The following is a 25,326-nucleotide window of genomic DNA, read 5'->3' on the forward strand; positions in this document are numbered from 1 at the left end:
GGCTGCTGTCCGCCATGGCGTTCGGATGTCCGTGCGGAGCCCGCCCGGCGGCGGTTGCGGCAGAGGAAGGGGGCCGATATAATGAGAACAAGATTCCGGAAGCGGATGAAAGCGGAACATAGCAAGGTGGGATACACAGATGACAGAGGCCGCAGCAACAGCCAGTTGGCGCGCGCGGGAGGAGTCGGACACGGTCCGGCTCGCGGAAATGCTGGCCGCATGGGCCGCTCCCGGAACGGTGATCGCGCTGGATGGCGATCTTGGCGCGGGCAAAACCCGGTTCTCGCAGGCGTTCGCCGCCGCGATCGGGGTGAAGGGAGTGGTTAACAGCCCGACCTTTACGATTATAAAAGAGTATGCCAGCGGAACGATGCCGCTGTACCATATGGATGTCTATCGGCTGTCGCAGGAAGAGGCCGACGAGCTCGGATTGGACGAATATTTCTACGGAAGCGGCGTCTCCCTCGTGGAATGGGCGAGCCTGATTCCGGAACTGATTCCGGAATCCAGGCTGGAGCTGTACATCGAGCATCTGGGAGGCAGCGAGAGGCGGATACGGCTGGAAGGCCGCGGTCTCCCTTATGCGGAATGGTGCAGGCTTATCGCCGAGAGGGAGGAGCAGTGTGATGACGGAGCATGATCCGGCCGCAGGAGCCGGAGCGGAGAGCTCTCCGCGAGTTGATGGCGCAACGGACACGAGCTTGAGGCAGGCCAAGCCAAGGGAAGAGCTGCTCGTCCTGGCGCTGGACACGGCGACGGCGGTGCTTGCCGCCGCCTTGACGCGGGGCGACGAAGTGCTCGCCAGCGTCCAGTCGCCGGCCGAGCGCAACCATTCGGCGCATGTCGTGCCGGCCGTACAGAAGCTGCTCGCCGATGCCGGCATCTCCCCCGGGCAGCTGGATGGCATCGCTGCGGGCATCGGCCCGGGCTCCTATACGGGCGTCCGCATAGCGGCATCCGTCGCGAAGACGCTGGCCTGGGCCTGGAAGCTGCCGATCGTCGGCGTGTCTACGCTTGAGGCGCTGGCCGTCGGCGCATGGCGCGAGCATGCAGGGCAAAGCTCCGAGGCTGTAGCCAGCCATGGCGAAGCGGCGGATGCCGCGACGTCCGCTGATGCGGTCGGAGCGTCTTGGGCCGTTCCCCTGATCGACGCCCGGAGAGGACAAGCCTATACGGCTCTCTTTGCCGCTTCCGATAGGGAAGGCTGGCGGCGCCTCGAAACGGACGCCATCCGGCTCGCTTCGGATTGGGCGCGCAGGCTTTATGAACGGCTGGAGATTACGGATGCCGCTGGGAGGCCGGAACGGATTGTCTTTACGGGAGACCTGGAAAAGCATGAGGAATCCATCTCGATGCTGGAATCCCTCCTTGCGGGCTTGCCCGGAGGAGCTCCTGCTGTCGCAAGGCAGCCTCATGTCATGGAAGGGCGCAGCGCAGCCTGGCTTGGAAGCAGGCGGCTAGCCGGAGGTGAAGCGGATGACGCGCACGCATTTGTTCCAAACTACACGCAATTGGCTGAAGCGGAAGCTAAATTATTGGAGAAACCCGGGGAGGCGTAAAACGATGGCGGATTACGACGTCATGCAGCTTCATGCTGCATCCGGCGAGGATGACCTGGTGTTCCGTTCGATGAAGCTCGACGACATCCCGTCCATCATCGCGATCGAGCATGAGGCGTTCACTTCTCCGTGGACCTCCGATGCTTTCGTGAACGAGCTTACACATAACCATTTCGCGCGGTACATGGTCATGACACTGCACGGTGAAATCATCGGCTACGGCGGCATGTGGCTGATCATGGACGAGGCTCATGTGACCAACATCGCGGTGAGCCGGGAGTTCCGCGGACGCAAGCTGGGAGCGCGGCTGCTGTCCGAGCTGAAGAAGCTCGCGGTCTTTTTCGGAGCCGTCCGGATGACGCTGGAGGTTCGGGTAACCAATGAAGTGGCGCAGTCGCTGTACCGCAAATTCGGCTTCGAGCCGTCCGGCATCCGTCCGGGCTACTATTCCGACAACAACGAGGACGCCTTGATCATGTGGGCGGAGCTTGGGCAGCCGCAAGCGGAGGGACAAGCCCAATGAACGCACAGTCGTACAGGGAAGAAGAACTTATTCTAGCCATTGAGACCAGCTGCGACGAGACGTCCGCGGCAGTCATTCGCGGCGGACGCGAGATTCTCTCCAATATCGTCTCCAGCCAGATCGAGACGCATCGCCAGTTCGGCGGCGTCGTGCCGGAGGTTGCCTCCCGCAAGCATGTCGAAGTCATCACGCTCATTATCGAGCAGGCGATCTCCGAAGCCGGCATCGAGGCGAAGGATCTGTCCGCCATTGCCGTCACCCAGGGGCCGGGACTTGTCGGCGCGCTGCTCGTCGGCATCGTCTCCGGGATGAGCCTGGCGATGGCGCTTGACGTGCCGCTGATCGGCACCCATCATATCGCAGGGCATATCTACGCCAATGCGCTCGTGCACGAGATTCAATATCCATGCTTGGCGCTTGTCGTATCCGGCGGCCATACCGAGCTCGTGATGCTGGAGGAGGAGGGCGTCTTCCGCATTGTCGGCCGCACGCGGGACGACGCGGTCGGCGAGGCCTACGACAAGGTCGCCCGGGCGTTGAAGTTCCCTTATCCCGGCGGTCCTCACATCGACCGGCAGGCAGCGGCGGCGGAGCATGCAGCCGAGCTTCCGCGCTCCTGGCTGGAGCCGGGCTCCTACGATTTCAGCTTCAGCGGCTTGAAATCCGCCGTGCTCGCAGCCATCAACCAGTCCAGGATGAAAGGGCTGGAGCTTGATGTGCCTGCGCTTGCGCGCGGCTTCCAGGAATCCGTCATCGAAGTGCTGACGGTGAAGGCGATCCGTGCCGCCAAGGAGTTCGGAGCGCGGCAGCTGCTCTTGTGCGGCGGCGTCGCCGCCAACCGCGGCCTGCGCAGCCGGCTGGAAGAGCTGTGCGCCGCGGAGCGGCTGCCGCTGCTCATTCCTCCGCATTCGCTGTGCACGGACAATGCCGCGATGATCGGCGCCGCCGCCCATCTGAAGTGGACGCGGAGCCAGTTCACCGGCTTCGATCTGAAGGCCGATCCCGGCCTGTCGCTCGAGGAGTGGTCCGTCCGCGAGGCCAGGCCTGCGATGCCGGCCGAATAACTTTCTTTCAAGCAAAGAGGCTGGCGCCATGAAGGCGCCAGCCTCTTTGCACTCCTGATAAAAGGGGCAGCAACCCAAGCCGGTGGAATGACTTGGCCGACTGCCCCTTTGCTGTTCAAGAAAAGAAAAGGAAATTCGTCGCAAGCGGACGGAGCTTCTTGTCCGACGGATGGTTGACGATGCGGCCGTTGAATACGAGCGTCGAGGAGCCGCCGCCGTCCAGATTGTAGCCGTCCACGGCCTTGAAGCGGGAGAGCAGGATCTGCATCTCGCCGAGCGTCGCCCCGGAGCTGCCGGCTTCATTGTAGCCGTCCACGACGATGAACAGCAGCTGGTCGTCCTTGTAGTTGGCGACGACGGTACGGGGCGCCCGCAGCGGGCTCAGCTGCCACTTCAGCGGAATCGGCTGGGCGACGCCGCCTTTCATCAGGACAGGGACGAACGAGACGCCGAATTCGGGGTTTTCCCGGTCCAGCTGGTGGCGGCTCGAATACTTTCCGCCGATCAGCTTGCGCTCCTTGCTCAGGCCGACGAAGAACAGATCCTTGTAGGACGGCTCGAATCCGCCGATGTATTTCCCTTCCATGACGGTCGTGCTCAGCGGGTACCGGCGGCCGGAGCCGTCGTCGGCGAATCCGCCGGCATTGATGCCGGCGACGGCATTGTAGCGCTTGACGGCTGCGAGCGTCGTCTCCGCCCGGCCCGGCTTGTCTCCGCCGATCGCCAGCTTCATCGCTCCCTCTTGCTTGAGCTTCACTTTGAGCGCGTAGCCGTTGAAGTTCTGGGCTTTGATGAAATACAGCTGTGCGGTAAGCTTGTCCGTTTGGATCGTCTCCGACGGGCTTCCGAGCGGAATGCTGATGCGGCGGTCGTAAACGGCGAGCGGACGGCCGCTCTGGGAGCGCGCCATGCCAGCAATGACGTTCATCCGCTGGCTGGTCTGATTGTACAGCGCAGCGGCTTTCTGGATGGAGCCGGCCGTATGGACGGCGCTGGTCTTGGCCTGCTCGAATCCGGTCCCGATGGCCTGGACTTGTCCGGACGTGTCCTTGGGCGCTGGGGGAGCAGCAGCCGTCGAGCCGGGAAGCCTCACCTCAGGCTGATGCAGCAGCAGGAACAGAAGCGCGCCGAGGAATGGGGCGGTCATGAGCAGCATGCGCCGATTGATGACGCGCACGTCGATGCCCCGCATTATTTCAGCACATCCAGGTTTTTCTTCAGCTCGTCGAGCTGTTTTTGGACTTCGCTCAGCTGGGTGAACAGCTTGTTGCTGTTGTCGGTCTTGCCGCTGGCGTTGTCGCGGGTGAAAGCGAGCAGCTCATTGAGGCTCTGCACCTTGCTGTTCAAGGCGGCGAGCTCGGTCTGGTAACCCGATTCCAGCTTGTCCAGTTTCTCGTCGTACCTGGCTTGGAGCTCGGCGATCTGCATGTCGGTCTGCTGCTGGATCTGCAAGGACATCTGCTGCTGCAAGTGCTGCGTATAGAACCAGGCTCCGGCTATGCCTGCAGCCGTGATGAGGAGCCAGGCGATCAGGAACGGTACGGGGGACCTGCGGGCGGTGCGTCGGGGAACGGCCGCTTCCATTCGCGAATAGACGGCCGGCGTGTCTTGGTTCATGCTGGAATCACCTCTTGATCATTGCGGTATTGCTTGACTGATTCTATGACGGCAAAAGACTGGAACATGTTGCATCCATTTCCTGTGTGGGTCCTATTCTACCATAGCCTTCCTGCCCGGTCACCCCGGACAGCCTTCCCGGCTGCTGAACGATATTGCCCACAACACCGGCCTTATCTGTGGACAGCTGGGCTGCAGCCGCTTCCTTGCTGGAAAAACGCTGTGCAGAAAATGGGGATATTTTTTTCAATACAGCCCTGTGGACAATGTGGATAGTGAGGATAATTTTGTCGGAGCTCCGTTCTTCGATCGATGCCGATCTGGGGATCCAAGTGCAATGCGGCGTCTGAATTGAATTTCAAAACAGAATTGCCTGACAACTTATTCAGGGTTGTGGATAACGCTGTGCATAACTGAAAGCGGCAGCATGAAATGGACGAAGGCCCTCTTCCCGGCCCCTTGCGGGCTCAGGCGGAGGGCCTTCTATTTAAATTGCGTGCGCCTCATGCGGCTATACCGGCATGCCGGTTCCTGATGTACGGAGCTTGCTGCGTCCGTGTCTATGATTGACCCATTCAACCGGGTGATCGGCGCTTGGCCCGGAAGAACGACTGCATTCCTGCTTCTTTTCCATCTGCAACTGCTTGTCTGGTCCTGCTCTCTACGTACTGCGCATTCCAAAACAACGGAAGCCCTACCTCTCTTCCGTCCTTGCGGCTCCAATGACCGCGCCAGCGTGAATCAGAATTTCTTTAAGGCCAGTCTCATCAAAAGGGAAACAAGAAACGGCGGAATCGGGGGTTATGATCGATTCCTAAAGAAGGGGAATAGGCGGGTTAATCAATAGGACTTATTATACGCCTGAAAAGAGTGAATTGCAAGTGTTGGACTGAAACTAATTTTCGCGCATGCTGCAAATGCCAGCGCAAAAGAACCCTTCGGCTCCAAGGCCGAAAGGTTCTTTTGCTGATCAGAATGGAAGGAACCGGCCTATAGCCGCCCGGCTTTCGCTCAGGCAAGAAGTCCTTCCCACTCCTCGTACGCTGCCTGCAGGCGGACCCGGACGGCGTCCAGGCTGGATTGCACTTCCTGAAGGCGGATGTAGTCCTGGTAAACTTCAGGATCCGCCAGCTGCTCCTCGTGGCGTTCGGATTCGGCCTCAAGCGAGGCGATGTCGGCTTCAAGCTGCTCGATCCGGCGCTGCTTCGCCCGCTCGTCGCGGCGAGCTTGCTTGTCGGCCTCGTAAGATGAAGCGCTGCCGGCCGGAACCGCAGAGCCGCCTTCCGCAGAGGTGCCGGCCGCGGGGCGCGAAGCCTCGCGGGCTTCAAGCAGAAGCTCTGCGATCTCCTTCTTTTTCTCGATCATGTCGTCGTAGTTGCCGAGGAATTCGACTATGCCGGACGGACTCATCTCCATCATGCGTTCCGCGATCTTGTTCAGGAAATACCGGTCATGGGAGATGAACAGGAGCGTGCCCTCAAAGTCGAGCAGCGCAGATTCGAGCACTTCCTTGCTGAACAGATCCAAATGGTTGGTCGGCTCGTCCAATATAAGGACGTTCGCTTGCTGAAGCATCAGCTTGGCGAGGGCCACGCGGGCTTTCTCTCCGCCGCTGAGGGAGCCGACCCGCTTCTTGACATCGTCTCCGCTGAACAGGAAGTTGCCGAGGATCGTCCGGATCCGGGCTTCCTCCACGCCGGGAAATGCTTTCCATACCTCTTCAAGGACGGTATTGGTCCCGCTAAGCTCCGTCTGCTCCTGGTCGTAGTAGCCGAGCTTCACATGGGTGCCCCACCGGACCGTGCCGGCGAGCAGCTCCTGCTTGCCCATCAGCGCCTTGAGCAAGGTCGACTTGCCGATGCCGTTCGGGCCGACGAGGGCGACGGTCTCCCCGCGCTCGAGGCGCAGCGTGACGTCCCGGAAGACCGGCTCGACGCTGTCGCCGAAGCCGACGGACAGATCCAGCGCCTCCAGCACGTCGCGCCCCGTCGTGCGCTCGATCTCGAAGCGGAAGCTGGCCCGCTTGAGATCGCCCGCGGGGCGGTCGATCCTTTCCATGCGGTCAAGCGCCTTGCGGCGGCTCTGCGCGCGCTTGGTCGTGGATGCCCGCACGATGTTGCGGCGGACGAATTCTTCCATGCGGGAGATCTCGTCCTGCTGCTTCTCGTACTGCTTCATGGCCGATTCGTATTCCGCCGCCTTGAGATCGATATAGCGGGAGTAATTGCCCGCATAGCGCCGGGCTTGGTGCCGCTCGATCTCGATGATCGTGCCGACCGTAGCATCCAGGAAGTAGCGGTCATGGGAGACGATGAGAATGGCGCCCGAATAGCTGCGCAAATAATCCTCCAGCCAGGTCAGCGTCGCGATGTCCAGATGGTTGGTCGGCTCGTCCAGCAGCAGCAGGTCGGGGGCTTGAAGCAGGATCCGGGCCAGCGCGAGACGGGTTTTCTGTCCTCCGCTCAGCGTCGAGACCGGCGTAGCGGGATCCGTGTCCCCGAAACCCATGCCGTGCAGCACGCTTTTGATGCGGGTCTCCATCTCGAAGCCGCCTTGATCCCGGTACCAGTCGGATCTGCGGGCGTAGCGCTCGAGGGTGTCGTTGTATTTTTTTTCATCCCCCTGAAGGGAAGGATCGGCGATTTCATGCTCAAGCCTGCGCAGCTCCTGCTCGGCTTCCACCAGATGGGCGAAGACCAGACGCATCTCCTCGCCGATGCTATTGCCCGACTGCAGGCCGCTGTTCTGGGCGAGGTAGCCGATGCGGGTTTCCTTGGCGCGATGAATGACGCCGCTGTCGGCCGATTGGACACCGGCCAGAATCTGGAGCAGCGTCGACTTGCCGGCGCCGTTCACCCCGACAAGTCCGATGCGCTCGCGCTCCTGGATCTGCAGGGAGATGCGGGAGAGTATGGTTGTGATGCCGTAGCTTTTGGTCAGATCGTTTACTTGCAGCAGCATAGAACCCTAGTTCCTTTCAATCGTTCTTCTTCTATTAAGAATACCGCAATTGATTGCCATAATCGACCCTTATTGGCGAAACAAAGGTCTCGGTGGTAAACTATAGACAATTATGACCAAGAGCCTGCGAGGGGTTACTTCGAACGATGGGCAATAATCCAGACGACAAATCATCGGTAAGAGCACGGCTTCTTCACATTCGGGATTCCGCCTCTCCCGAAGCAAGAATGGCCGCATCGGCGGCTGCATGCTCGCGGGCGGCGGAATGGCTGCAGGGACGGAGCTGCACAAGCTTGGCGGCCTATGCGGCTTTCCGCTCCGAGCTGGACCTGTCGCCGCTGATCGAATGGGCTTGGCGAGCCGGAATCGATGTCCTCGTTCCTCGCGCCTCGGTGTCCGATCGGTCGATGACGCTGCATCGCCTTGCCTCCTGGAAAGAGCTGAAGCCCGGCGCCTATGGGATCATGGAGCCCGACCCGCTCGCAACGCCGGCACTGCCGGATGGGTTCGTGCCGGATGCGGTGCTGGTGCCGGGATCCGGCTTCGACGGCAAGGGAGGCCGGCTCGGGTACGGCGGCGGTTATTACGACCGCTACCGGGTCAAGCTTCAGCATGCTGCCCGGTCGGCCGGGAGGGAGCCTCCTCCATGGATCGGCATCGGGTTCGCGTTCCAGATTGTCGATGCCATACCGATGGAGCCGCATGACGCCAAGCTTGACGGCCTCATTACGGAAGAGGGCATTCAATGGTTCGCTCGGCAGGCTTGACGGCGGATATCGGTCAGTTGAAGGGAGTTGGGGGAGCGGATGACGACTGCAGATGACAGGTCGCCGGCTGGCGAGGATGGCGGCAAGGCGGACAGCCTGAGCCATTTCAATGGACAGGGACGGGCCCGGATGGTGGATGTGACGGACAAGGAGACGACGTCAAGAACGGCTGCGGCGCGGACAACCGTGCAGATGGCGGAGGATACGCTGGCCAGGATCAAATCCGGCGGCATCTCCAAGGGGGATGTGCTGGCCGTGGCTCAAGTGGCCGGAATCATGGCGGCCAAGAACACGTCGTCATGGATTCCGATGTGCCATCCGCTCCCGCTCACGGGCATTGACATCGCCTTCTCGGATAATGGCGAGGACAAGCTCTACATCGAAGCCACAGTGAAGACCAAAGGCGTGACCGGAGTGGAAATGGAAGCTCTTACGGCGGTATCCGCCGCTGCGCTTACCGTGTACGACATGTGCAAGGCGATGCAAAAGGATATGGTGATCGGTCCGACCGAGCTTGTATCCAAGTCAGGCGGCAAAAACGGGGATTTCATGCGAGGATAAGAACGGCGACAGGGGACGGGAGGAACGTCAATGCGTTGGAAGGTAGCGGTTCTCACAGCAAGCGACAAGGGCTTCAGGGGAGAGCGGGAGGACACGAGCGCGCAAGTCATCCGCGAGCTGGTCGAGGAGGAGCTGCACGGGGATATCGTGGATTACCGGATCGTGCCCGACGAGCAGGACGAAATCATGGCGGCCATGATCGAAATGACGGATTATTATCAGGCCGACCTGGTGCTTACGACCGGAGGCACAGGGCTTGGACCGCGGGATGTGACGCCGGAGGCGACGCTCAAAGTCGTCGAGAGGCTGGTTCCCGGCATATCGGAAGTGATGCGCAGCAGCACGATGTCGCGTACCCGCAAGGCGATGCTGTCTCGGGGCGTCAGCGGCATCCGTGGCCGGACGCTGGTCATCAATCTGCCGGGCAACCCCAAAGGCGTCCATGAATGCCTGATGGCGGTCATCGACCAGCTGCCTCATGCTCTCGGCATCGTATCGGGCCGGGAAGGGGAGCATGAAGGGTGACCATGAAAACCAAGCTGCGCGAAGTGCCTGTTGAGCATGCGCTCGGCCTCCGGCTCGCCCATGATTTGACGCGGATCGTTCCCGGAAGCTTCAAGGGCAGGCTGTTCAAGAAAGGCCATGTCATTGAAGCGACCGATATACCGGCCTTGCTGGATATCGGCAAAGCCCATATCTATGTCATGGAGCTGGCCGAGGACGAGCTGCACGAGGACGATGCGGCTCTGAGGATGGCCAAGGCTCTTCAAGGAGAAGGAACGCGGATCGGCGAGCCGCACGAGGGCAAGGTTGCGGTCAAGTCCTTGATGCAGGGCCTTGCCAAGATCGATTCCGAATATGTGAACGCCGTCAATGCACTCGGGGACATCGCCCTTGCCACGATCCGCAGCAACAGCCTTGTCGAGGCGGGCGGACAGCTCGCGGCGACGCGCGTCATTCCGCTCGTGGTATCCCGATGCAAGATCGAGGCCGTGGAAAGCCTCGCTGCCGACTATCGTTCCGCTACCGGCAGGGCTCCGATCGAGGTGAAGCCGCTTCGTCCGATGCGGGCCGGCCTCATCACGACGGGCGGAGAAGTGCACAGCGGACGGATCCAGGACCGGTTCGGGCCGGCGGTCCGGGCGAAGCTCGAGGCGCTCGGCTCGGCGGTCGCCGAGCAGGCGATCATGCCGGATGACAAGGACGCCATCGCAAGGAAAATCCTTGAGTACAAAAATAAAGAGTATGATATGATACTGCTTACAGGCGGCATGTCCGTCGACCCCGACGACCGCACGCCAGGCGCCATCAGCTCGGCCGGCACCGACATCGTCAGCTACGGAACGCCGATGCTGCCGGGATCGATGCTGCTCATCGGCTATCTCGGAGGGACGCCTGTGCTGGGCCTTCCGGGCTGCGTCATGCACGACCCCTATACGTCATTCGATGTGCTGCTTCCCCGGATATTGGCCGGGGATAAGATCGTCAAGGAAGATATTACCGCGATGGGCTACGGCGGCCTGCACGGCTGCTGAAGCTTCCGCGGCGCGCAATACCGATCGTCTTCAGCATCCTTCCCTTCAGGCATGATGGCTCCTGGAAGGAAGGATGGCTGGAGACGCCAGACATCCAGCGAGATTCTCGCGAAATCCAGAGGAGGAATCATTCATCATGTTTAGTGGAATTGGAGCTACAGGCTTCCTGCTGCTCGCCGTTATCGCTCTCCTGCTGTTCGGACCCAACAAGCTCCCGGAGCTCGGCCGCGCTTTCGGCCGCACGCTGAAGGAATTCAAGGCCGGCGCCCGCGATCTGATGGAAGACGACAATCAGCAGCAGCCTGCGCGCCGCGACGCTGCGTCGCGCATCGAAGTAGACGGGGAAGTATCCGGCAGCGAGCCTGTCCGCGCGGATTCGAAGCGTCTTCCGGAATAACCGGCGGACAGCCGGAATGATTCAACATGTACATGTAAGGAGGATCACGTATGGCCAGCCCCACAGGGAATAAGGCAGGGCAGCGCACGCGGCTGCGGGAAGAAGGCCTGATGTCCCTCATGGACCATCTGGGAGAGCTGCGCAAGCGGATCTTCGTGATTTTGCTGGTGCTCATAGCGGGATTGATACTGGGCCTCTTTTTCGCCGAACCGATGTACAACTACTTGACGTCCACGGAACAGGCCAAGGAGATCGGAGGCTTCCATACCTTCTCCCTCTGGGACGGCATCGGAATCTACATGAAGTTCGCTTTCATCATCGCGCTCGTTCCGGCGGTTCCGGTCGCTTTCTTCCAGCTTTGGTCCTTTGTCAAGCCGGCTCTTCGCGTGCCTGAGCAGCGGGCCGCGCTCCGGTACGTTCCTTATGCGCTGTTCATGCTGCTGCTCGGCTTGGCGTTCTCCTATTACGTCGTGTTCCCGATGGCTTTCCACTTCACCTCCAAGGTCGCCCGAAGCCTGGGACTTGAAGAAACGTACGGCATCGTGCAGTATCTGACGTTCATGGTCAACATCATCGTGCCGATCTCGCTTCTGTTCGAGCTGCCGCTCCTGCTCATGTTCCTGACCGCGATCCGGATTCTGACGCCGGGCGGTCTGCGGAAGATGAGAAGAGTCGCCTACTTCATCATGGTGTTCATCGGCGTCACGGTCACTCCGCCCGATGTCGTCTCGGATACGCTGGTGGCGATTCCTCTCATCCTGCTCTACGAGCTGAGCATCCTGATGTGCGCTCGGATCTACAAGCGCCAGCAGGAGAAGGACGCGCGCTTCGAACAGGAATACGCTGTCGCTGCAAGCAAATAGATCGCCTGCATCAAGCCTGCCCATGCGGCAGGCTTTTTTTGTTGCCTGCTTTCCAGAACGTCATGAAACGGACATGAATTGGACAAAATGGAGAGGAATCGATGATTGACTTTGGCTTCGTCAAGCAGCGCAGCAAAGTCTTTTAAGCCATATGAGACAGATACATGTCCAATATTTGATCAAAAAGTGAAAAATATTTGAACATATTTGGGCGAAACGTGGTATAGTATAGATATGAAACCACTTACAACTTTGAACGGGATGTGACATTCATGGCCAAGATGATTTCTGTCAAGCCAATCGAGCAAAGCAAGACCGCGGTCGATCGTCTCTTCCAATTCATGAATATAATGGCTTGGACCTGCTTGTTGATCGGCGTTGTAGCTTGCCTGTGGGATATCACCCACTTCAGCGACACGAATATGACCCTTATGGTCGGCATCGGATTCCTTATCGGCAGCGTCTTCATCTACACTTCCGGAGCGGCGCTTCATCTCGTCTCGGAGAAGCTTGAAGCTCTCGACGATTCCTCCAACAAATGACGTTCATTCTCTTCTGTCAGCCGTCGGCCCCAGCCGGCGGCTATTTTGTTTGGGTGGAAAGGGGTGTGATGTAAACTTCTCATAAAATCGATGCCTCCCACTTGAAATCCTGTCTCAAGTTGAGTATCATAAAAACATGTTGTTAGCACTAAGGGCTTACGAGTGCTAACAAAATACGACAAATTTAATTAAGGAGGCTATTTTTTCATGATCAGACCTTTGGGTGAACGCGTATTGGTAGAACCGATCGCTAAGGAAGAGACTACCGCCAGCGGCATCGTGCTGCCGGACACGGCGAAAGAAAAGCCGCAAGAAGGCAAAATCATCGCTGTAGGAAGCGGAGCGCTGAAGGACGGCGTGCGCGTTGAGCTGGAAGTGAAAGTCGGCGACCGCGTGCTCTTCTCCAAATATGCAGGAACGGAGATCAAATACGAGGGCAAAGAGTATTTGATTATGAAAGAAAGCGACATCCACGCGATCTTCGGCTAAGCCCTTCTGGCTGCGAAGTTTCGCCATACATCGGATTTTCATACTTAGAGCATTCCATCCACAACTATATACCGGGAGGTAATGGACGATGGCAAAAGAAATCAAGTTCAGTGAAGACGCACGCCGCGGCATGCTGCGCGGAGTCGACGCTCTTGCAAATGCAGTTAAAGTAACGCTCGGTCCTAAAGGCCGCAATGTGGTGCTCGAGAAGAAATTCGGCAGCCCGCTGATCACGAATGACGGCGTATCCATCGCCAAAGAAATCGAACTGGAAGACCCGTTCGAAAATGCCGGCGCCCAGCTGGTCAAAGAAGTCGCAACGAAAACGAACGACGTTGCCGGCGACGGCACGACGACCGCTACGGTTCTGGCTCAAGCGATCATCCGCGAAGGCCTCAAAAACGTAACGGCCGGCGCGAACCCGATCGTTCTCCGCAAAGGCATCGAGAAAGCTGTCCGCGCTGCCGTGGAAGAGCTGAAGAATATCTCCAAACCGATCGAAGGCAAGCATTCCATCGCGCAGGTTGCGGCCATCTCCTCCGGCGACGACGAAGTCGGCCAGCTGATCGCTGAAGCGATGGAAAAAGTCGGCAACGACGGCGTCATCACGGTTGAAGAATCCAAAGGCTTCTATACGGAGCTTGAAGTGGTTGAAGGCATGCAGTTCGACCGCGGCTACGTATCTCCGTACATGATCACGGATACGGACAAGATGGAAGCTGTCCTCGACAGCCCGTACATCCTGATCACCGACAAAAAAATCTCCAACATCCAGGAGATCCTGCCTGTTCTGGAGAAAGTCGTCCAATCCGGCAAGCAGCTGCTGATCATCGCTGAAGACGTTGAAGGCGAAGCTCAAGCAACGCTGATCGTCAACCGCCTGCGCGGCACCTTCACTTGCGTAGCCGTCAAAGCTCCTGGCTTCGGCGACCGCCGCAAAGCGATGCTGGGCGATATCGCCGCTCTGACGGGCGGCCAAGTGATCACCGAAGAGCTCGGTCTGGACCTCAAGTCCACGACGGTCGAGCAGCTCGGCTCCGCTCGCCAAATCCGCGTAACCAAAGAAAACACGATCATCGTTGACGGCGCCGGCGACAAAACCGACATCGATGTGCGCGTGAAGCAGATCCGCACGCAGCTGGAAGAAACGACTTCCGACTTCGACCGCGAGAAGCTGCAAGAGCGTCTGGCCAAACTGTCCGGCGGCGTAGCCGTCATCAAAGTCGGCGCAGCGACCGAAACGGAACTCAAAGAGCGCAAGCTGCGCATTGAGGACGCCCTGAACTCCACGCGTGCAGCTGTGGAAGAAGGCATCGTATCCGGCGGGGGCACGGCACTCGTGAACGTATACGGAGCTGTTGCGGCTCTGAACGTGACGGGCGAAGAGAAAACCGGCGTCAACATCATCCTGCGCGCTCTGGAAGAGCCGGTTCGCACGATCGCGACCAACGCAGGCGTTGAAGGCTCCGTCATCGTCGAGCGTCTGAAAAAAGAATCCATCGGCATCGGCTACAATGCCGCTACCGGCGACTGGGTGAACATGTTCGAAGCCGGAATCGTCGACCCGACGAAGGTAACGCGCTCCGCGCTGCAGAACGCCGCTTCCGTAGCGGCTGTCGTTCTGACGACCGAAGCGGTTGTCGTCGACAAACCGGAAAAAGACAAACCGGCTATGCCTGACATGGGCGGAATGGGCGGAATGGGCGGCATGATGTAATAGGGTTGCCCAAAACCCTTATATAGCAAGGAAAACGGGACCTTTAGGGGTCCCGTTTTCCTTTAAAACTCACGAAAAACTCACATTTTCGGCAGAGCAAGCCTGCTGAGGATGTCGGCGAAGGAGGCACTAACCTTCTGACCGGCATCCTTTTTCATTTTATCCGTGACGTGCGTATAGATCTTCAGTGTGGTATCAGGATCATCATGGCCGACACGCTGCATAATCGTGCTGAGCGGAACCTCGGACTCCGTGAGCATGCTGATATGGGTGTGGCGGAAGATGTGCGGATTTTTGCCGAGGTATTAAAACGCGGTTTAACGAAAGTTTAACGGGAGCCTTTCATGAGTTCACTGAACTTGTGGGAGGCTTCTTTCTTATATATAGCCGAGTTCGTTCCAAAGGTCGTGCGCCTGGCGGACAACAAGCTGCTGGCGACCGGTAATCGAGGTATTAGACTGACCCAAGAAACAAAACAGCAACAGCCATGGACGTGAAATAAGTCCTAGACTGCTGCTGTTTTATTGAACAAACATTCTCAGTCAGCCTGTTCACTATCTTTATCCCTAGTTGAAGTGCATCTTTATTCCGGCACAGCATTTATGAAATCCTTATCTGCAATCATTTCCGATATTTTATCCAGCATTGATGAATGACCTGACCGTCCCGCACGTGCCGATCTGCGTGCAAAAGAATCGGTATATCATGCCCATTCGCGGCTTTCAGAAATAGGCTCATCTGTTCAACCCTGCCTTGCAATTTCATTAGCGGTTGAAAATGTAAATGAAGAAAAGTCGAGCTGGCTTGGGTAAGAATCGATTCAAACTGACATCCGAGCAAGCCTTTAAGATCATAGCCGAGCAAACAAAGAAGCGTGTCATCGGCATCCAAAATAATATGATCTTCACTAAGGCAAAATGTTGCGTTCAACTCTACTTTCACTTGTCCGTTGATTGTCATGCATCGTTCCTTCCGTGCCAGGATTTACGCTGTAGTCTCCAGGTATTCCTCAATCAGTCGTATCGTCTCCTCCGGATGGCTCATATGCGGGCAATGTCCAGTAGCCTCCATGAATCGCAGGGTGCTATTAGGGGTCTGGTAATGCACATAGGTGCCCACTTCAAGCGGAGCGATAATATCCTGCGAGCATTGAAGAATGAGGGATGGAACGGTGACCTGCTTCAAGTCTTTTCGATTATCGGCCAAAAAAGTAGTCCTGGCGAATTGCCGAGCGATCTCCGGGTTCATTGCGCAGAAGCTTTGTTCCAACTCATGAGCGAGCTGGGGGCGATCCGAATTCCCCATGATCGCTGGAGCAAGGTAGTTTGCCCAGCCGGCATAGTTTATTTCCATCAAAAGCAGCAATTCTTCTAGATCTTTCCGCTCAAATCCTCCAATATAATCGGGAAAGTCGTTCAGATAGCGAGGGGAAGGTCCGATCAGCACCACCTTGTCGAACAAGTCCACTTCCCTTATTGAAGCCAGAAGCCCGATAATGGCGCTGACGGAATGACCGACAAAGATGGCGTTTTTCAATTCAAGCGCATGGCAAATGTCGATTACATCTTGCGCATAGCCGTTCAAGTTTCCGTATCGGTCGGCGTCATACGCCTGAATTTCAGATTTCCCCGAACCGACATAATCAAACAATACTATGCGATAGTTTTCTTCAAAGGCCGGCGTTAAGTAACGCCATATAATTTGATCGCAGCCGAAGCCGTGAGCAAAAATGATTGTCTGCGTTCCGTTGCCCAATATGTTGACGTTATTACGGGCAATTATACTTCCTTTCATGGCAACCTCCTTATGGTGCGCCAACGCTCATCTAAGTTTTGAGTGAATTAAATCGCATGATTCAAGTTTATCACAACTTCTTTGAATACCAACATGAAGGTAAAAGTTAGCTGAGCTGTCCCAAGCTTCAAGGAGGATACCGAGACCATTCCAAAGAGCTTTTTAGTGGTTTCGACTGTCAGTAAGCTGCACGCTCGAACGGCGTGAAGCGGGTGAATCGGGAGCAGTTGATCGAAATGGCGCTGAAGCTCATCCTGGCTCAGCTCCTTCGGCAGCTGCGTTTGAGAATCCAAGGCCATTCCTGTACTATTCATAGTAATCCATTGAATCTGAACAAAAGGAAGATGCCAATGCCTCCTAGAATCGTAAATTCCGTCACGGAGCTGATCGGAGATACGCCGGCAGTCAGACTGAACCGGCTCGTCGGTCCCGAGGACGCCGAGGTATATGTAAAGCTGGAGAAGTTCAATCCGAGCGGCAGCGTGAAGGACAGGGCCGCCGCCAATATGATGCTGCAAGCGGAGAGGGACGGTCTACTGAAGCCGGGGGGAACGATCATCGAGCCGACAAGCGGCAATACGGGCATCGGCATCGCCATGAATGCGGCGGCGAGAGGATACAAGTCGATTCTTGTCATGCCGGACAATATGAGCAAGGAAAGGATCGGAATCTTGCGGGCTTACGGAGCCGAAGTTGTCCTGACGCCGGCCGCGGAGAGAATGCCTGGAGCGATTCAAAAGGCGAAGGAGCTGGCTGCAGGAATTGAAGGCAGCTATATTCCGCTTCAATTCGAAAATCCCGCGAATCCAGATGCGCATCGGGGAACGACGGCGCTGGAGATCATGGAGCAGATGGAGGGCCGGCTGGATGTATTCGTCGCTTCCAGCGGCACCGGAGGGACGATTACCGGCACAGGCGAAGAGCTTCGCAAGCTCCTGCCGGAAGTGCGCATTCTTGTCGTGGAGCCGCAGGGCTCCCCTGTCCTCTCTGGCGGCCAGCCCGGACCCCATAAGCTGGTCGGTACGAGTCCAGGCTTCGTGCCTCCGATCCTGAATGCAGATGTCTACGACGACATCGTGCAGGTCAAGGACGATGCGGCCATCACCGCTTGTCGGGAGCTCGCCGCCAAGGAAGGCCTCCTGCTCGGCCCATCGGGTGGAGCCTCTGTCTGGGCCGCCGTTCAGGAAGCTCGCCGCATCGGCAAGGGCAAGCGCATTCTGTGCATTGCGCCTGATAGCGGAGAGAGATATCTCAGCATGGATATTTTTTGATGCCGACAACAAAAAGTCTGCCCGTAAAAGGCAGACTTTTTTGCATCGTTTAAAATCATGAGCCGGTCCGTACATCTCCCAGCATCGCTGCAGGGCGGGTTCTGCGGAGCGGGGAGCGGCTGTAGCGGAATTCGCCGGCGCCGATGACGGTCAGGTTGTCATCGCTGCCCTCGATGAAGGAGCCGTCCGCGACATAAGCGCCTTCGCCGATGATGGCGCGGTGGATGCTCACGTTGTTGCCGATTCTTGCCCCCGGCATGATGATGCTATCCGTTACGGTGCTGCCCTCTCCGATCTGGACGCTGTGGAAGAGGATGGACCCTTCCACGTCTCCTTGAATCCGGCAGCCCCGCTGGACGATGGAATTGCTCACTTTCCCTTTGTCTTCCACGTAGATTGCTGGGCTGACCGAAAGGGAAGGGGTATACATCGGCCATTCGGGACGATTGAGGTCGATTGTGCCTTGGAGCAGATCCATATGGGCTTCCCACAGACTGCCCGGCGTGCCGACATCTTTCCAGTAGCCTTTGAATGGGAAGGCGATGACTTTCTCCTGCGAGGCCAGAAGGGAAGGGATGATGTCCTTGCCGAAATCATGGGAAGAATCGGCGCGCATGGCATCGAGAATGAGCGCTTCGCGCAGGTCGGCCCACCGGAAAATGTAAACGCCCATCGAGGCCAGATTGCTCTGAGGCTTGGCCGGCTTTTCTTCAAAAGCGGTGATGTTCAGCCGGTCATCCGTATTCATGAGGCCAAAGCGGGAAGCCTCTGTCCAAGGCACCTCTTTGACGGCGATCGTGGCGGCCGCGCCGCGGGCTTTATGGAAGCCGAGCATTTCTTTATAGTCCATTTGGTAGATATGGTCGCCGGAGATGACGAGCAGATGCTCCGGATGATGGGAATCGATAAAACCGATATGCTGGAAAATGGCGTCTGCCGTTCCCTTGTAGCCGGTCGTTTTATCTTCGGAATTGAGGATCGTAATGTTCGTGTTGTCCCAAGCAGAGCCATCGCCTACATGGCTGCTGATGGATTGCTTCATGTATTGGGCGAGAATGCCCACGCTGCCGATTCCGGAGTTAACGCAATTGCTCAACGGGAAATCGATGATGCGGTAGCGGCCGCCAAAATGAACAGCCGGCTTCGCCAACCGGTTCGTCAGCGGCGCCAGCCGTTTACCTTCTCCTCCCGCGAGGAGCATTGCCATGCATTCGTTGTTCTGGTTCATCTGTGTTACCTCCGTTGTCTCGATCGTATTTCGTTATACGGTATAAGTAAACGGCCTGAAAATCTTTGAAACCGAGATGAGAGAATTCCAATGATATCCTTTTTCCGTGTTTTTCCGCCGACATTTAAATCTGTAAAAAGTCCGAATGGCCTCCTCAGCGGCGTCAAGCGGAATGTTTCATCAGCATCGGGGCAGGGGTACTAATCTGTAAGCTTGAACGCCCTGCCACGGCGGGGCCGAACCGACAACAATGCCATTGGAGGGATAGTCACATGAAACCAAGCATTCAAGTTGTAGAAAGCGGAATGGACGCTATGTCGGCAGTACGCGAGCTTAACCGCCGCGGATATGGCAAGGACGAGATTTATGTGCTTGCCCACGATAAAGACCAGACGGATCGCCTGGCCGAAAATTCCGATGCGAACAGCATCGGCATGCAGGAGGAAGGCGTGTTCGACTCCATGGCGAATATGTTCCGCTCCCGCGGCGATGCGCTGCGCTCCAAGCTGGAGTCGGTAGGCTTGACCGATATGGAAGCCGAGCGCTATGAGGAAGTTCTTGACCAAGGCAAAATCCTGGTCATCGCCAAGCCTCACTGAGCCGCCCGCGAAGCTGGGACGTCCGGTTGGATCGATTCGATCCGGCCGGACGTTTTTTTTGTGCCGCCGGAACGGAATCCGGTATACTGGAAAGGTTCAAAGACGATTAGCGGAAGAGGATGGGAAAGCAAATGGAAGAACAAGTCACTCCTGTACCGGTCATCGTTCTGGCCGGATTTCTGGGCAGCGGCAAGACGAGCTTGCTGACACGCCTGCTGGATGGCTGCCGGGAAGCCGGCATGAAGCCGGCAGTCGTTCTGAACGAGCTGGGAGACCTTCATCTGGAGGGGGCGAGATTCGATTCCGGCATTCCGCTCAAGGAAATGCTGAACGGCTGCATCTGCTGCACGATGAAGGGCGATCTGGCCGGAGAGCTGGTCCTGCTGGCGAGGAAGGAGAGGCCCGGAGTCATTCTGATCGAAGCTACCGGAGCTGCGAATCCGCTGGAGCTGGTGGAAGGCGTAATGGACGCCGCCTTGCATGAATCTCTCTGCCTGTCCGCTGTCGTGACTGTCGTCGACGGCCCGGGCATGCTTCGCCTCAAGGGGAGCCGGCGTACGATGAAGCTGATGGAGGACGGAATCCGCTGCGCGACGAGGCTGGTGCTGAACAAAGCCGATCTGCTCCATCCCGAGGAGCTGGTCGAGGTTCAGCAGCGGATCCGGGAGCTCAATTCCCATGCTTCGCTCGTCACCGTCCGGCATGGCGGCGCAGATGCGGAATGGATCGAGGGCGTGCTGTCTGCTGGTCCTGGAGCTCCCCTGAGGCCGGAGGAGTTCGCCCCGAGAACCGACGAAGGGACAGGGTCTGCTTCCGCTGCCAAGAAGGAAGAAAGCCATGTGCATGCCCACGAACATCTGATGGCAGTGACTTATTATCCGCAGCGGCCCTACGACAGCATGGACTTCGAAAGCATGCTTCAGTCGCTGCCGGACAATGTGTACCGGGCAAAAGGAATCGTCACATTCGCCGACACGGCCAGCCGGTACCATTTTCAATTCGCATACAGGGAGACGGATTTCATTCCTCTTTCTCCGGCCGAAAGCATGCGCGACGCCATCGTGTTCATCGGAGAGCATTTCTCGCGCGGCGAAGTGCTGGAGCGGCTTGCCGCTCTGGAGGCAGGATATACAGGGAAAGCCGAATAAGACGACCTCCAGCCTGCCGGCTTCCGGCAGGCTTATTTGCTGTTTCGCGCGCGGAGCCGGTTGGTTAATGGATACTATTGGATCAGCAGCTTGTGGAAAGGGAGGAAGCAATGTGAAAAAGACGATCATTCTGGCCTCGATTGCATGCATATTCCTAGTTATGGCCATGGCGATTTCCTTGACCCGCTCCGTCGTATCCCTGCCGTCCGCCGCCGCGCCGGCCAAAGGTACGGAGACGGCTGCCGGTCAGCCTGCTCCTCCCGCTGTCATTGCTTTGCTGAAAGAGGATTCGGCATCCTCGAATAATGCCGTTCCAGAGACGATGGATTTCGGCACGATCAATGGAGTCCGCTTGACGGACGACAAGGAGCAGATCGTCTCCGAGCTTGGACTTCCGCTCGAAGCGGCTCAGGATGAGTTGCTTGTCGATCAGACGCGCTGGATTTATCCCGACATGAATATCGCTTTCACCGGCACGGAAGTCGATTATGTGAGCGTGCCTTCCTCGAATGGAACCGTTCAGGTCGGGGAGGAAGTGCTTCCCGTCACGCTGGAAGGCTGGGCAAGCCGCTACGGCGAGCCTCAGTACAGGGCGGAGGATGGAGTCGGGTATGTGGATGCCAACGGTTTTGCCGCCAAGCTGTTCCTGGATGAAAAGACGGGCCGTGTTTTATCGGTCGATTTCTTCTGGGCGGACATGGAATAGAAGAATAACCGATAATGAAAAAAACATAGATTTCTGTCGAACGCAATGTTTCAATCCGATTTCGATAGGGTAACAAAAAGAAAAGATTCACTTGTGATCCGGTCGCAACCCTTGAGGGAGGCGGCCGATTCGTGTGTTGACCAGGAAATGTTCCCCATACGTCGAGAGAAAATGAATCCCGGCTCTATTATTTGTGCAATTGTATTCATAGAGTGAATGATTAAGGTTCTCCGCATATACAGCTCATCCACTATTACTCAGAGAGGATCCGGTGATCGGCCAACATGAAAATAAGGACAAAAGTTCAACTGGGGTTCATCATCATGTTTGCCATCATGATTGTCCTCAGCAGCGCGGGAATACGCAATCTGTCCAATCTCAGCAAACAGCTGAACGAGATCTACGATCAGAGATACACCAAGGTGGCCACGACGACTGACATGCGCGGCAACGTGAACAACCTTGCCAAGTACATGGTCAATATTCTGACTGTTCCCACCAAGGAATCGGTAGACCGCAACATCGACGACATCGAGAAAAATAAAGAAATGGCACAAACCGCCCTTAAAAAGCTGGAAGGCATATCCTCTTCCGAATCCGAATATCAGATGCTCGACAAGATGGAGTCCGGGATGTCGGACTATTTCTCCTATATTGACCGGTCCATTAAGCTCGTCGAATCGAACAACGGAGCGGGAGCCGTCGCCCTGCGGGAAAGCGAAGGTCTCCGCTACCAGGAGACGCTTGTCAACAATGCCGACGAAATGGTTGCCTATCATCAGCGCGCCTTGGATCAGCTGGTCGAACAGACGAGAAATGACAACAAGGCGACAGTCAATATCATGATTGCCGTTGCGATTGCCGGCGAGCTGCTCGGACTCTTCGTTATGATTTGGAATACGAAGAGGCTCAACCGCGGCTTCCGGTTCATCTCCTCCGCAATCGTCGGGTTCTCTCGAGGAGAATCCACCCGGGAGACGCGTCTGGATGCGCTCGCCCAAGAGGGAGAGTTCAAGGAGGTCGCCGATTCCTTCTACAAGCTTGCGGACGATCTGGAAGAAAAGACGCGGGCCGAGAAAATATACAATCAGACGATGCAGGATCAGACCTGGCTTAAAACGAGCCTGGCCAACGTCATTGTTGGCGTGCAGAACATCACAGAGCTTGAAATCCTGGCGGAGAAATTCATCTCCGCCGTCGCCCCGCTTACGGGAGCGACCTATGGAGCCATCTATATCCGCGATCATTTGGGAGAAGGCAGGACCTTCACGCTGCGTGCTTCTTATGCAGGGACGGAGGGTCTTGAAGCGGCTTCTTCCTTCCGGTTCGGAGAAGGGCTCGTAGGCCAGAGCGCAGCGGACAACAAGTCGATGCATCTGACGGAGGTGCCGGAAGGCTACCTCAACATCCGCTCGGGCATCGGGCAGGCCCAGATCCGGGAGCTCTATCTGCTGCCGATCCATTATCAGCATTCCGTCGTGGCTGTGCTTGAGCTCGGCAGCCTGCAGTCGTTCACCGGCCTGCACCACGAGCTGCTGGAGCAGATGGGCGAATCTGCAGGGATGGTGCTCTACAATCTGTTCGGAAGGATCCGGATCGAGGAGCTGCTGCGCGAATCGCAGACGATGAGCGAGGAGCTCCAATCCCAGTCCGAAGAGCTGATGAGCCAGCAGGAAGAGCTGCGCAGCTCCAACGAGCGTCTCGAAGAGCAGACGAGAGCGCTCAAGGCTTCCGAAGAGCAGCTGCAGAGCCAGCAGGAAGTGCTGGAGCAGACGAACGAGGAGCTGCTGCAGAAAACCCATTTGCTGGAGCTTCAGATGAAGGAGACGAAAAGGCACAGCCAGCAGATCGAGCAGACGAGGGATGCGCTCGAGAAGCAGACGGTCCAGCTTGGCCTCGCTTCCAAGTACAAGTCCGAGTTCCTGGCCAACATGTCGCATGAGCTGCGGACTCCGCTCAACAGCCTGCTTATTCTGTCCCAAATGCTGTCGGACAACAAGGACGGAAATCTCACTCAGAAGCAGATTGAATTCGCGACGACCATTCATACTTCGGGCAGCGATCTGCTCAAGCTGATCGACGAAATTCTCGACCTGTCGAAGATCGGCGCTGGCAAGATGGATGTCGTAACCGAGCATGTGCCTCTGCGGGATCTCGAGCAATACGCCGTACGCAGCTTCCAGCCGCTCAGCATCCAGAAGGAGCTGCCGTTCCATACGAACACCGAGGAGGACGTGCCCGCGGAAATGTTTACGGACAGCCACCGCGTCAAGCAGATCTTGCGCAATCTGCTGTCCAACGCGTTCAAGTTCACGACCCAAGGCTCCATCAGCATGCTGATCCGCAAATCCACTCAGGCCGAGATGCCGGAAGGCGCTCAGGGAAGCTGGATTTCCTTTGAAGTCAAGGATACGGGCATCGGAATTCCCGAAGACAAGCAAGCGATCATCTTTGAAGCTTTCCAGCAGGTCGACGGGACGACGAGCCGCAAATACGGCGGTACCGGACTTGGCCTGGCGATCAGCCGCGATCTGGCCAGACTGCTGGGCGGAGACATCCATCTGACGAGCAAGCCGGGAGAGGGAAGCATCTTCGTGCTCGCGCTGCCGGAATTCCATCTCGTCAAAACGAACGAGGGGACCGATTTCGAAGTCTCAAGAAGCTCGTTCAGCGGCATGGACGAAGCGGCGGCGGCCCTTCCGTCGCCTGTCATCCCGGCGGTACGGCAGCCGATGAAGCCGGAGCTTGCCCGCCATGCGTTCGATGTGGAAGACGACCTCAAGGAATTGAAGGAGGAGGACAAAGTCGTCCTCATCGTCGAGGATGACGTCGCTTTCGCTAAAGTTCTCGTCGATATCGCCCGCTCGCGAGGCTTCAAGGCCATCGTGGCCGGACAGGGAGACAAAGGCTTGTCTTATGCAAGAACGTATCTGCCGGATGCGATTCTTCTGGATATCCAAATGCCGGTCATGGACGGCTGGTCCGTCCTCCATCATCTGAAGAACGATTCCAACACTCGCCATATCCCGGTCCATCTGATCTCGGTTATCGACGAGGTCCAGCAGGGCCTCGCGCTCGGAGCGATCGCCTATCTCAAGAAACCGGTCTCCAAGGAGCATCTCGACAATCTGTTTACGCAGATCGGATTGTTCATGGAGCGCAATATGAAGCGCCTGCTCGTGGTGGAAGACGACGAGATCCAGCGCCACGCCATCGAAGAGCTTATCGGCCACGACGATCTGGTCATTACGGGAGTATCGTCCGGACGCGACGCGCTCAAGGAGCTGAGCGAGCATCACTACGACTGCATGGTCCTCGATCTCGGCCTGCCGGACATTACCGGCTTCGAGCTGTTGGACCAGATCAGGCGCAACGAAGAGCTGCATGATCTGCCGATCATCATCTACACCGGCCGCGATCTCGAGAAGCGCGAGGAAATGATGCTCAAGAAATACGCCGAGACGATCATCGTCAAGGACGTCAAGTCGCCGGAGCGGCTGCTTGACGAGACGACGCTCTTCCTGCACCGGGTCGAAGCCGAGCTGCCGGAAGACAAGCGCAGCGTGCTGCGCAAGCTTCACAGCGTGGAGACCATTTTCGAAGACCGGAACGTTCTCATTGTCGACGACGATATCCGCAACGTATTCGCCTTGTCCAATGTCCTTGAAGGGTATAAGATGAACATTACGTACGCCGAGAATGGCCGGGAGGCGATCGAGCAGATCGAGAAAAATCCCGATCTTGATCTCGTTCTCATGGACATCATGATGCCGGAAATGGACGGGTACGAAGCGATGAGGCTCATCCGCGCCGACTCCCGGTACGACAAGCTGCCGATCATTGCCGTCACCGCCAAGGCGATGAAAGGCGATCGCGACAAATGCATTGAAGCTGGTGCCAGCGATTACATCGCCAAGCCGGTCAACGTGGATCAACTTCTTTCATTAATGAGGGTGTGGTTGTATAAATAACGTCAAGCCTCGTC

At 57.3% G+C, this 25,326-nt stretch carries 24 protein-coding genes and 1 pseudogene; 18 read left to right on the forward strand and 7 right to left on the reverse strand.

What is annotated here, in order from left to right; genetic code table 11:
* The first annotated feature begins 139 nt into the window (after window positions 1-139).
* From tsaE to tsaD, 4 genes are read left to right on the forward strand one after another with little or no spacing between them, the layout of a single operon-like run.
* The gene (tsaE, locus tag AC06G8_RS05880; RefSeq protein WP_480284712.1) at window positions 140-640 is read left to right on the forward strand and encodes a tRNA (adenosine(37)-N6)-threonylcarbamoyltransferase complex ATPase subunit type 1 TsaE; all 501 of its coding nucleotides are present in this window, start codon (window positions 140-142) and stop codon (window positions 638-640) included.
* Window positions 627-1,559 (forward strand): tRNA (adenosine(37)-N6)-threonylcarbamoyltransferase complex dimerization subunit type 1 TsaB, encoded by a 933-nt coding sequence (gene tsaB, locus AC06G8_RS05885; RefSeq protein WP_480284713.1) that lies wholly within the window; start codon window positions 627-629, stop codon window positions 1,557-1,559. Before tsaE ends, tsaB begins: the two co-directional genes overlap by 14 nt.
* Before the next feature lie 4 nt (window positions 1,560-1,563).
* Entirely contained in the window at window positions 1,564-2,082 is a 519-nt protein-coding gene (rimI, locus tag AC06G8_RS05890; RefSeq protein ID WP_234993094.1) for a ribosomal protein S18-alanine N-acetyltransferase, read from the forward strand.
* Window positions 2,079-3,146 (forward strand): tRNA (adenosine(37)-N6)-threonylcarbamoyltransferase complex transferase subunit TsaD, encoded by a 1,068-nt coding sequence (gene tsaD / locus AC06G8_RS05895; protein ID WP_480284714.1) that lies wholly within the window; start codon window positions 2,079-2,081, stop codon window positions 3,144-3,146. The genes rimI and tsaD overlap by 4 nt, the downstream gene beginning before the upstream one ends.
* Before the next feature lie 115 nt (window positions 3,147-3,261).
* Here tsaD and AC06G8_RS05900 read toward each other — a convergent pair whose 3' ends face one another.
* The 3 genes from AC06G8_RS05900 to AC06G8_RS05910 all read right to left on the reverse strand — a co-directional run bounded on the left by AC06G8_RS05900 (window position 3,262) and on the right by AC06G8_RS05910 (window position 7,724).
* Window positions 3,262-4,338, reverse strand: coding sequence for a phosphodiester glycosidase family protein (locus AC06G8_RS05900; RefSeq protein ID WP_480284715.1), 1,077 nt, complete (start codon window positions 4,336-4,338; stop codon window positions 3,262-3,264).
* Entirely contained in the window at window positions 4,338-4,763 is a 426-nt protein-coding gene (locus tag AC06G8_RS05905; protein WP_480284716.1) for a hypothetical protein, read from the reverse strand. Before AC06G8_RS05905 ends, AC06G8_RS05900 begins: the two co-directional genes overlap by 1 nt.
* A gap of 1,011 nt (window positions 4,764-5,774) precedes the next feature.
* Window positions 5,775-7,724 carry an ABC-F family ATP-binding cassette domain-containing protein gene (locus AC06G8_RS05910; RefSeq protein WP_480284717.1) on the reverse strand — a complete coding sequence of 650 codons (1,950 nt, stop codon included), beginning with the start codon at window positions 7,722-7,724 and terminating at the stop codon, window positions 5,775-5,777.
* 146 nt (window positions 7,725-7,870) lie between these two features.
* Here AC06G8_RS05910 and AC06G8_RS05915 point away from each other — a divergent pair, with 146 nt between their 5' ends.
* The 9 genes from AC06G8_RS05915 (at window position 7,871) to groL (ending at window position 14,595) form a co-directional block, all read left to right on the forward strand.
* Entirely contained in the window at window positions 7,871-8,491 is a 621-nt protein-coding gene (locus AC06G8_RS05915; RefSeq protein ID WP_480284718.1) for a 5-formyltetrahydrofolate cyclo-ligase, read from the forward strand.
* A 39-nt stretch (window positions 8,492-8,530) separates the two neighbouring features.
* Window positions 8,531-9,052, forward strand: a complete 522-nt coding sequence (gene moaC / locus AC06G8_RS05920; protein ID WP_480284719.1) for a cyclic pyranopterin monophosphate synthase MoaC — start codon at window positions 8,531-8,533, stop codon at window positions 9,050-9,052.
* A 30-nt stretch (window positions 9,053-9,082) separates the two neighbouring features.
* Window positions 9,083-9,577, forward strand: coding sequence for a MogA/MoaB family molybdenum cofactor biosynthesis protein (locus tag AC06G8_RS05925; RefSeq protein WP_480284720.1), 495 nt, complete (start codon window positions 9,083-9,085; stop codon window positions 9,575-9,577).
* 2 nt (window positions 9,578-9,579) lie between these two features.
* Complete coding sequence (locus AC06G8_RS05930) at window positions 9,580-10,587, forward strand: molybdopterin-binding protein (RefSeq protein ID WP_480285394.1); 1,008 nt, start codon at window positions 9,580-9,582, stop codon at window positions 10,585-10,587.
* A 136-nt stretch (window positions 10,588-10,723) separates the two neighbouring features.
* Window positions 10,724-10,984: a twin-arginine translocase TatA/TatE family subunit gene (locus AC06G8_RS05935; RefSeq protein ID WP_076359460.1), complete on the forward strand. Its 261-nt coding sequence runs from the start codon at window positions 10,724-10,726 to the stop codon at window positions 10,982-10,984.
* 50 nt (window positions 10,985-11,034) lie between these two features.
* A complete protein-coding gene (gene tatC / locus AC06G8_RS05940) occupies window positions 11,035-11,847 on the forward strand; it encodes a twin-arginine translocase subunit TatC (protein ID WP_447664805.1) in 813 nt (270 codons plus the stop codon).
* Window positions 11,848-12,119: 272 nt separating this feature from the next.
* Complete coding sequence (locus tag AC06G8_RS05945) at window positions 12,120-12,389, forward strand: hypothetical protein (protein WP_021878820.1); 270 nt, start codon at window positions 12,120-12,122, stop codon at window positions 12,387-12,389.
* A 207-nt stretch (window positions 12,390-12,596) separates the two neighbouring features.
* Window positions 12,597-12,878: a co-chaperone GroES gene (gene groES, locus AC06G8_RS05950; protein WP_447664803.1), complete on the forward strand. Its 282-nt coding sequence runs from the start codon at window positions 12,597-12,599 to the stop codon at window positions 12,876-12,878.
* Window positions 12,879-12,966: 88 nt separating this feature from the next.
* Window positions 12,967-14,595, forward strand: coding sequence for a chaperonin GroEL (gene groL, locus AC06G8_RS05955; protein ID WP_480284721.1), 1,629 nt, complete (start codon window positions 12,967-12,969; stop codon window positions 14,593-14,595).
* An 80-nt stretch (window positions 14,596-14,675) separates the two neighbouring features.
* On the opposite strand, the pseudogene AC06G8_RS05960 reads toward groL, so the two are convergent.
* The 3 genes and pseudogenes from AC06G8_RS05960 to AC06G8_RS05970 form a co-directional block, all read right to left on the reverse strand.
* Window positions 14,676-14,885, reverse strand: a pseudogene (locus AC06G8_RS05960) (tyrosine-type recombinase/integrase); the annotation flags it as partial.
* Between the two features lie 331 nt (window positions 14,886-15,216).
* The gene (locus AC06G8_RS05965) at window positions 15,217-15,555 is read right to left on the reverse strand and encodes a hypothetical protein (protein WP_480284722.1); all 339 of its coding nucleotides are present in this window, start codon (window positions 15,553-15,555) and stop codon (window positions 15,217-15,219) included.
* A gap of 24 nt (window positions 15,556-15,579) precedes the next feature.
* Window positions 15,580-16,389: an alpha/beta fold hydrolase gene (locus tag AC06G8_RS05970; RefSeq protein ID WP_480284723.1), complete on the reverse strand. Its 810-nt coding sequence runs from the start codon at window positions 16,387-16,389 to the stop codon at window positions 15,580-15,582.
* Between the two features lie 350 nt (window positions 16,390-16,739).
* Here AC06G8_RS05970 and cysK point away from each other — a divergent pair, with 350 nt between their 5' ends.
* A complete protein-coding gene (gene cysK / locus AC06G8_RS05975) occupies window positions 16,740-17,660 on the forward strand; it encodes a cysteine synthase A (protein ID WP_480284724.1) in 921 nt (306 codons plus the stop codon).
* Window positions 17,661-17,715: 55 nt separating this feature from the next.
* Here cysK and AC06G8_RS05980 read toward each other — a convergent pair whose 3' ends face one another.
* Window positions 17,716-18,888 carry a glucose-1-phosphate adenylyltransferase gene (locus AC06G8_RS05980; RefSeq protein ID WP_480284725.1) on the reverse strand — a complete coding sequence of 391 codons (1,173 nt, stop codon included), beginning with the start codon at window positions 18,886-18,888 and terminating at the stop codon, window positions 17,716-17,718.
* Window positions 18,889-19,160: 272 nt separating this feature from the next.
* Here AC06G8_RS05980 and AC06G8_RS05985 point away from each other — a divergent pair, with 272 nt between their 5' ends.
* From AC06G8_RS05985 to AC06G8_RS06000, 4 genes are all read left to right on the forward strand, one after another.
* Window positions 19,161-19,487, forward strand: coding sequence for a YflT domain-containing protein (locus AC06G8_RS05985; protein WP_447664796.1), 327 nt, complete (start codon window positions 19,161-19,163; stop codon window positions 19,485-19,487).
* A gap of 131 nt (window positions 19,488-19,618) precedes the next feature.
* Window positions 19,619-20,635, forward strand: a complete 1,017-nt coding sequence (locus AC06G8_RS05990) for a CobW family GTP-binding protein (RefSeq protein WP_480284726.1) — start codon at window positions 19,619-19,621, stop codon at window positions 20,633-20,635.
* Window positions 20,636-20,747: 112 nt separating this feature from the next.
* Window positions 20,748-21,341 (forward strand): hypothetical protein, encoded by a 594-nt coding sequence (locus AC06G8_RS05995; RefSeq protein WP_480284727.1) that lies wholly within the window; start codon window positions 20,748-20,750, stop codon window positions 21,339-21,341.
* Window positions 21,342-21,625: 284 nt separating this feature from the next.
* The gene (locus AC06G8_RS06000) at window positions 21,626-25,312 is read left to right on the forward strand and encodes a response regulator (RefSeq protein ID WP_480284728.1); all 3,687 of its coding nucleotides are present in this window, start codon (window positions 21,626-21,628) and stop codon (window positions 25,310-25,312) included.
* The last annotated feature ends 14 nt before the right edge of the window (window positions 25,313-25,326 follow it).

It is taken from the genome of Paenibacillus sp. SJS-P3 (assembly GCF_056711585.1).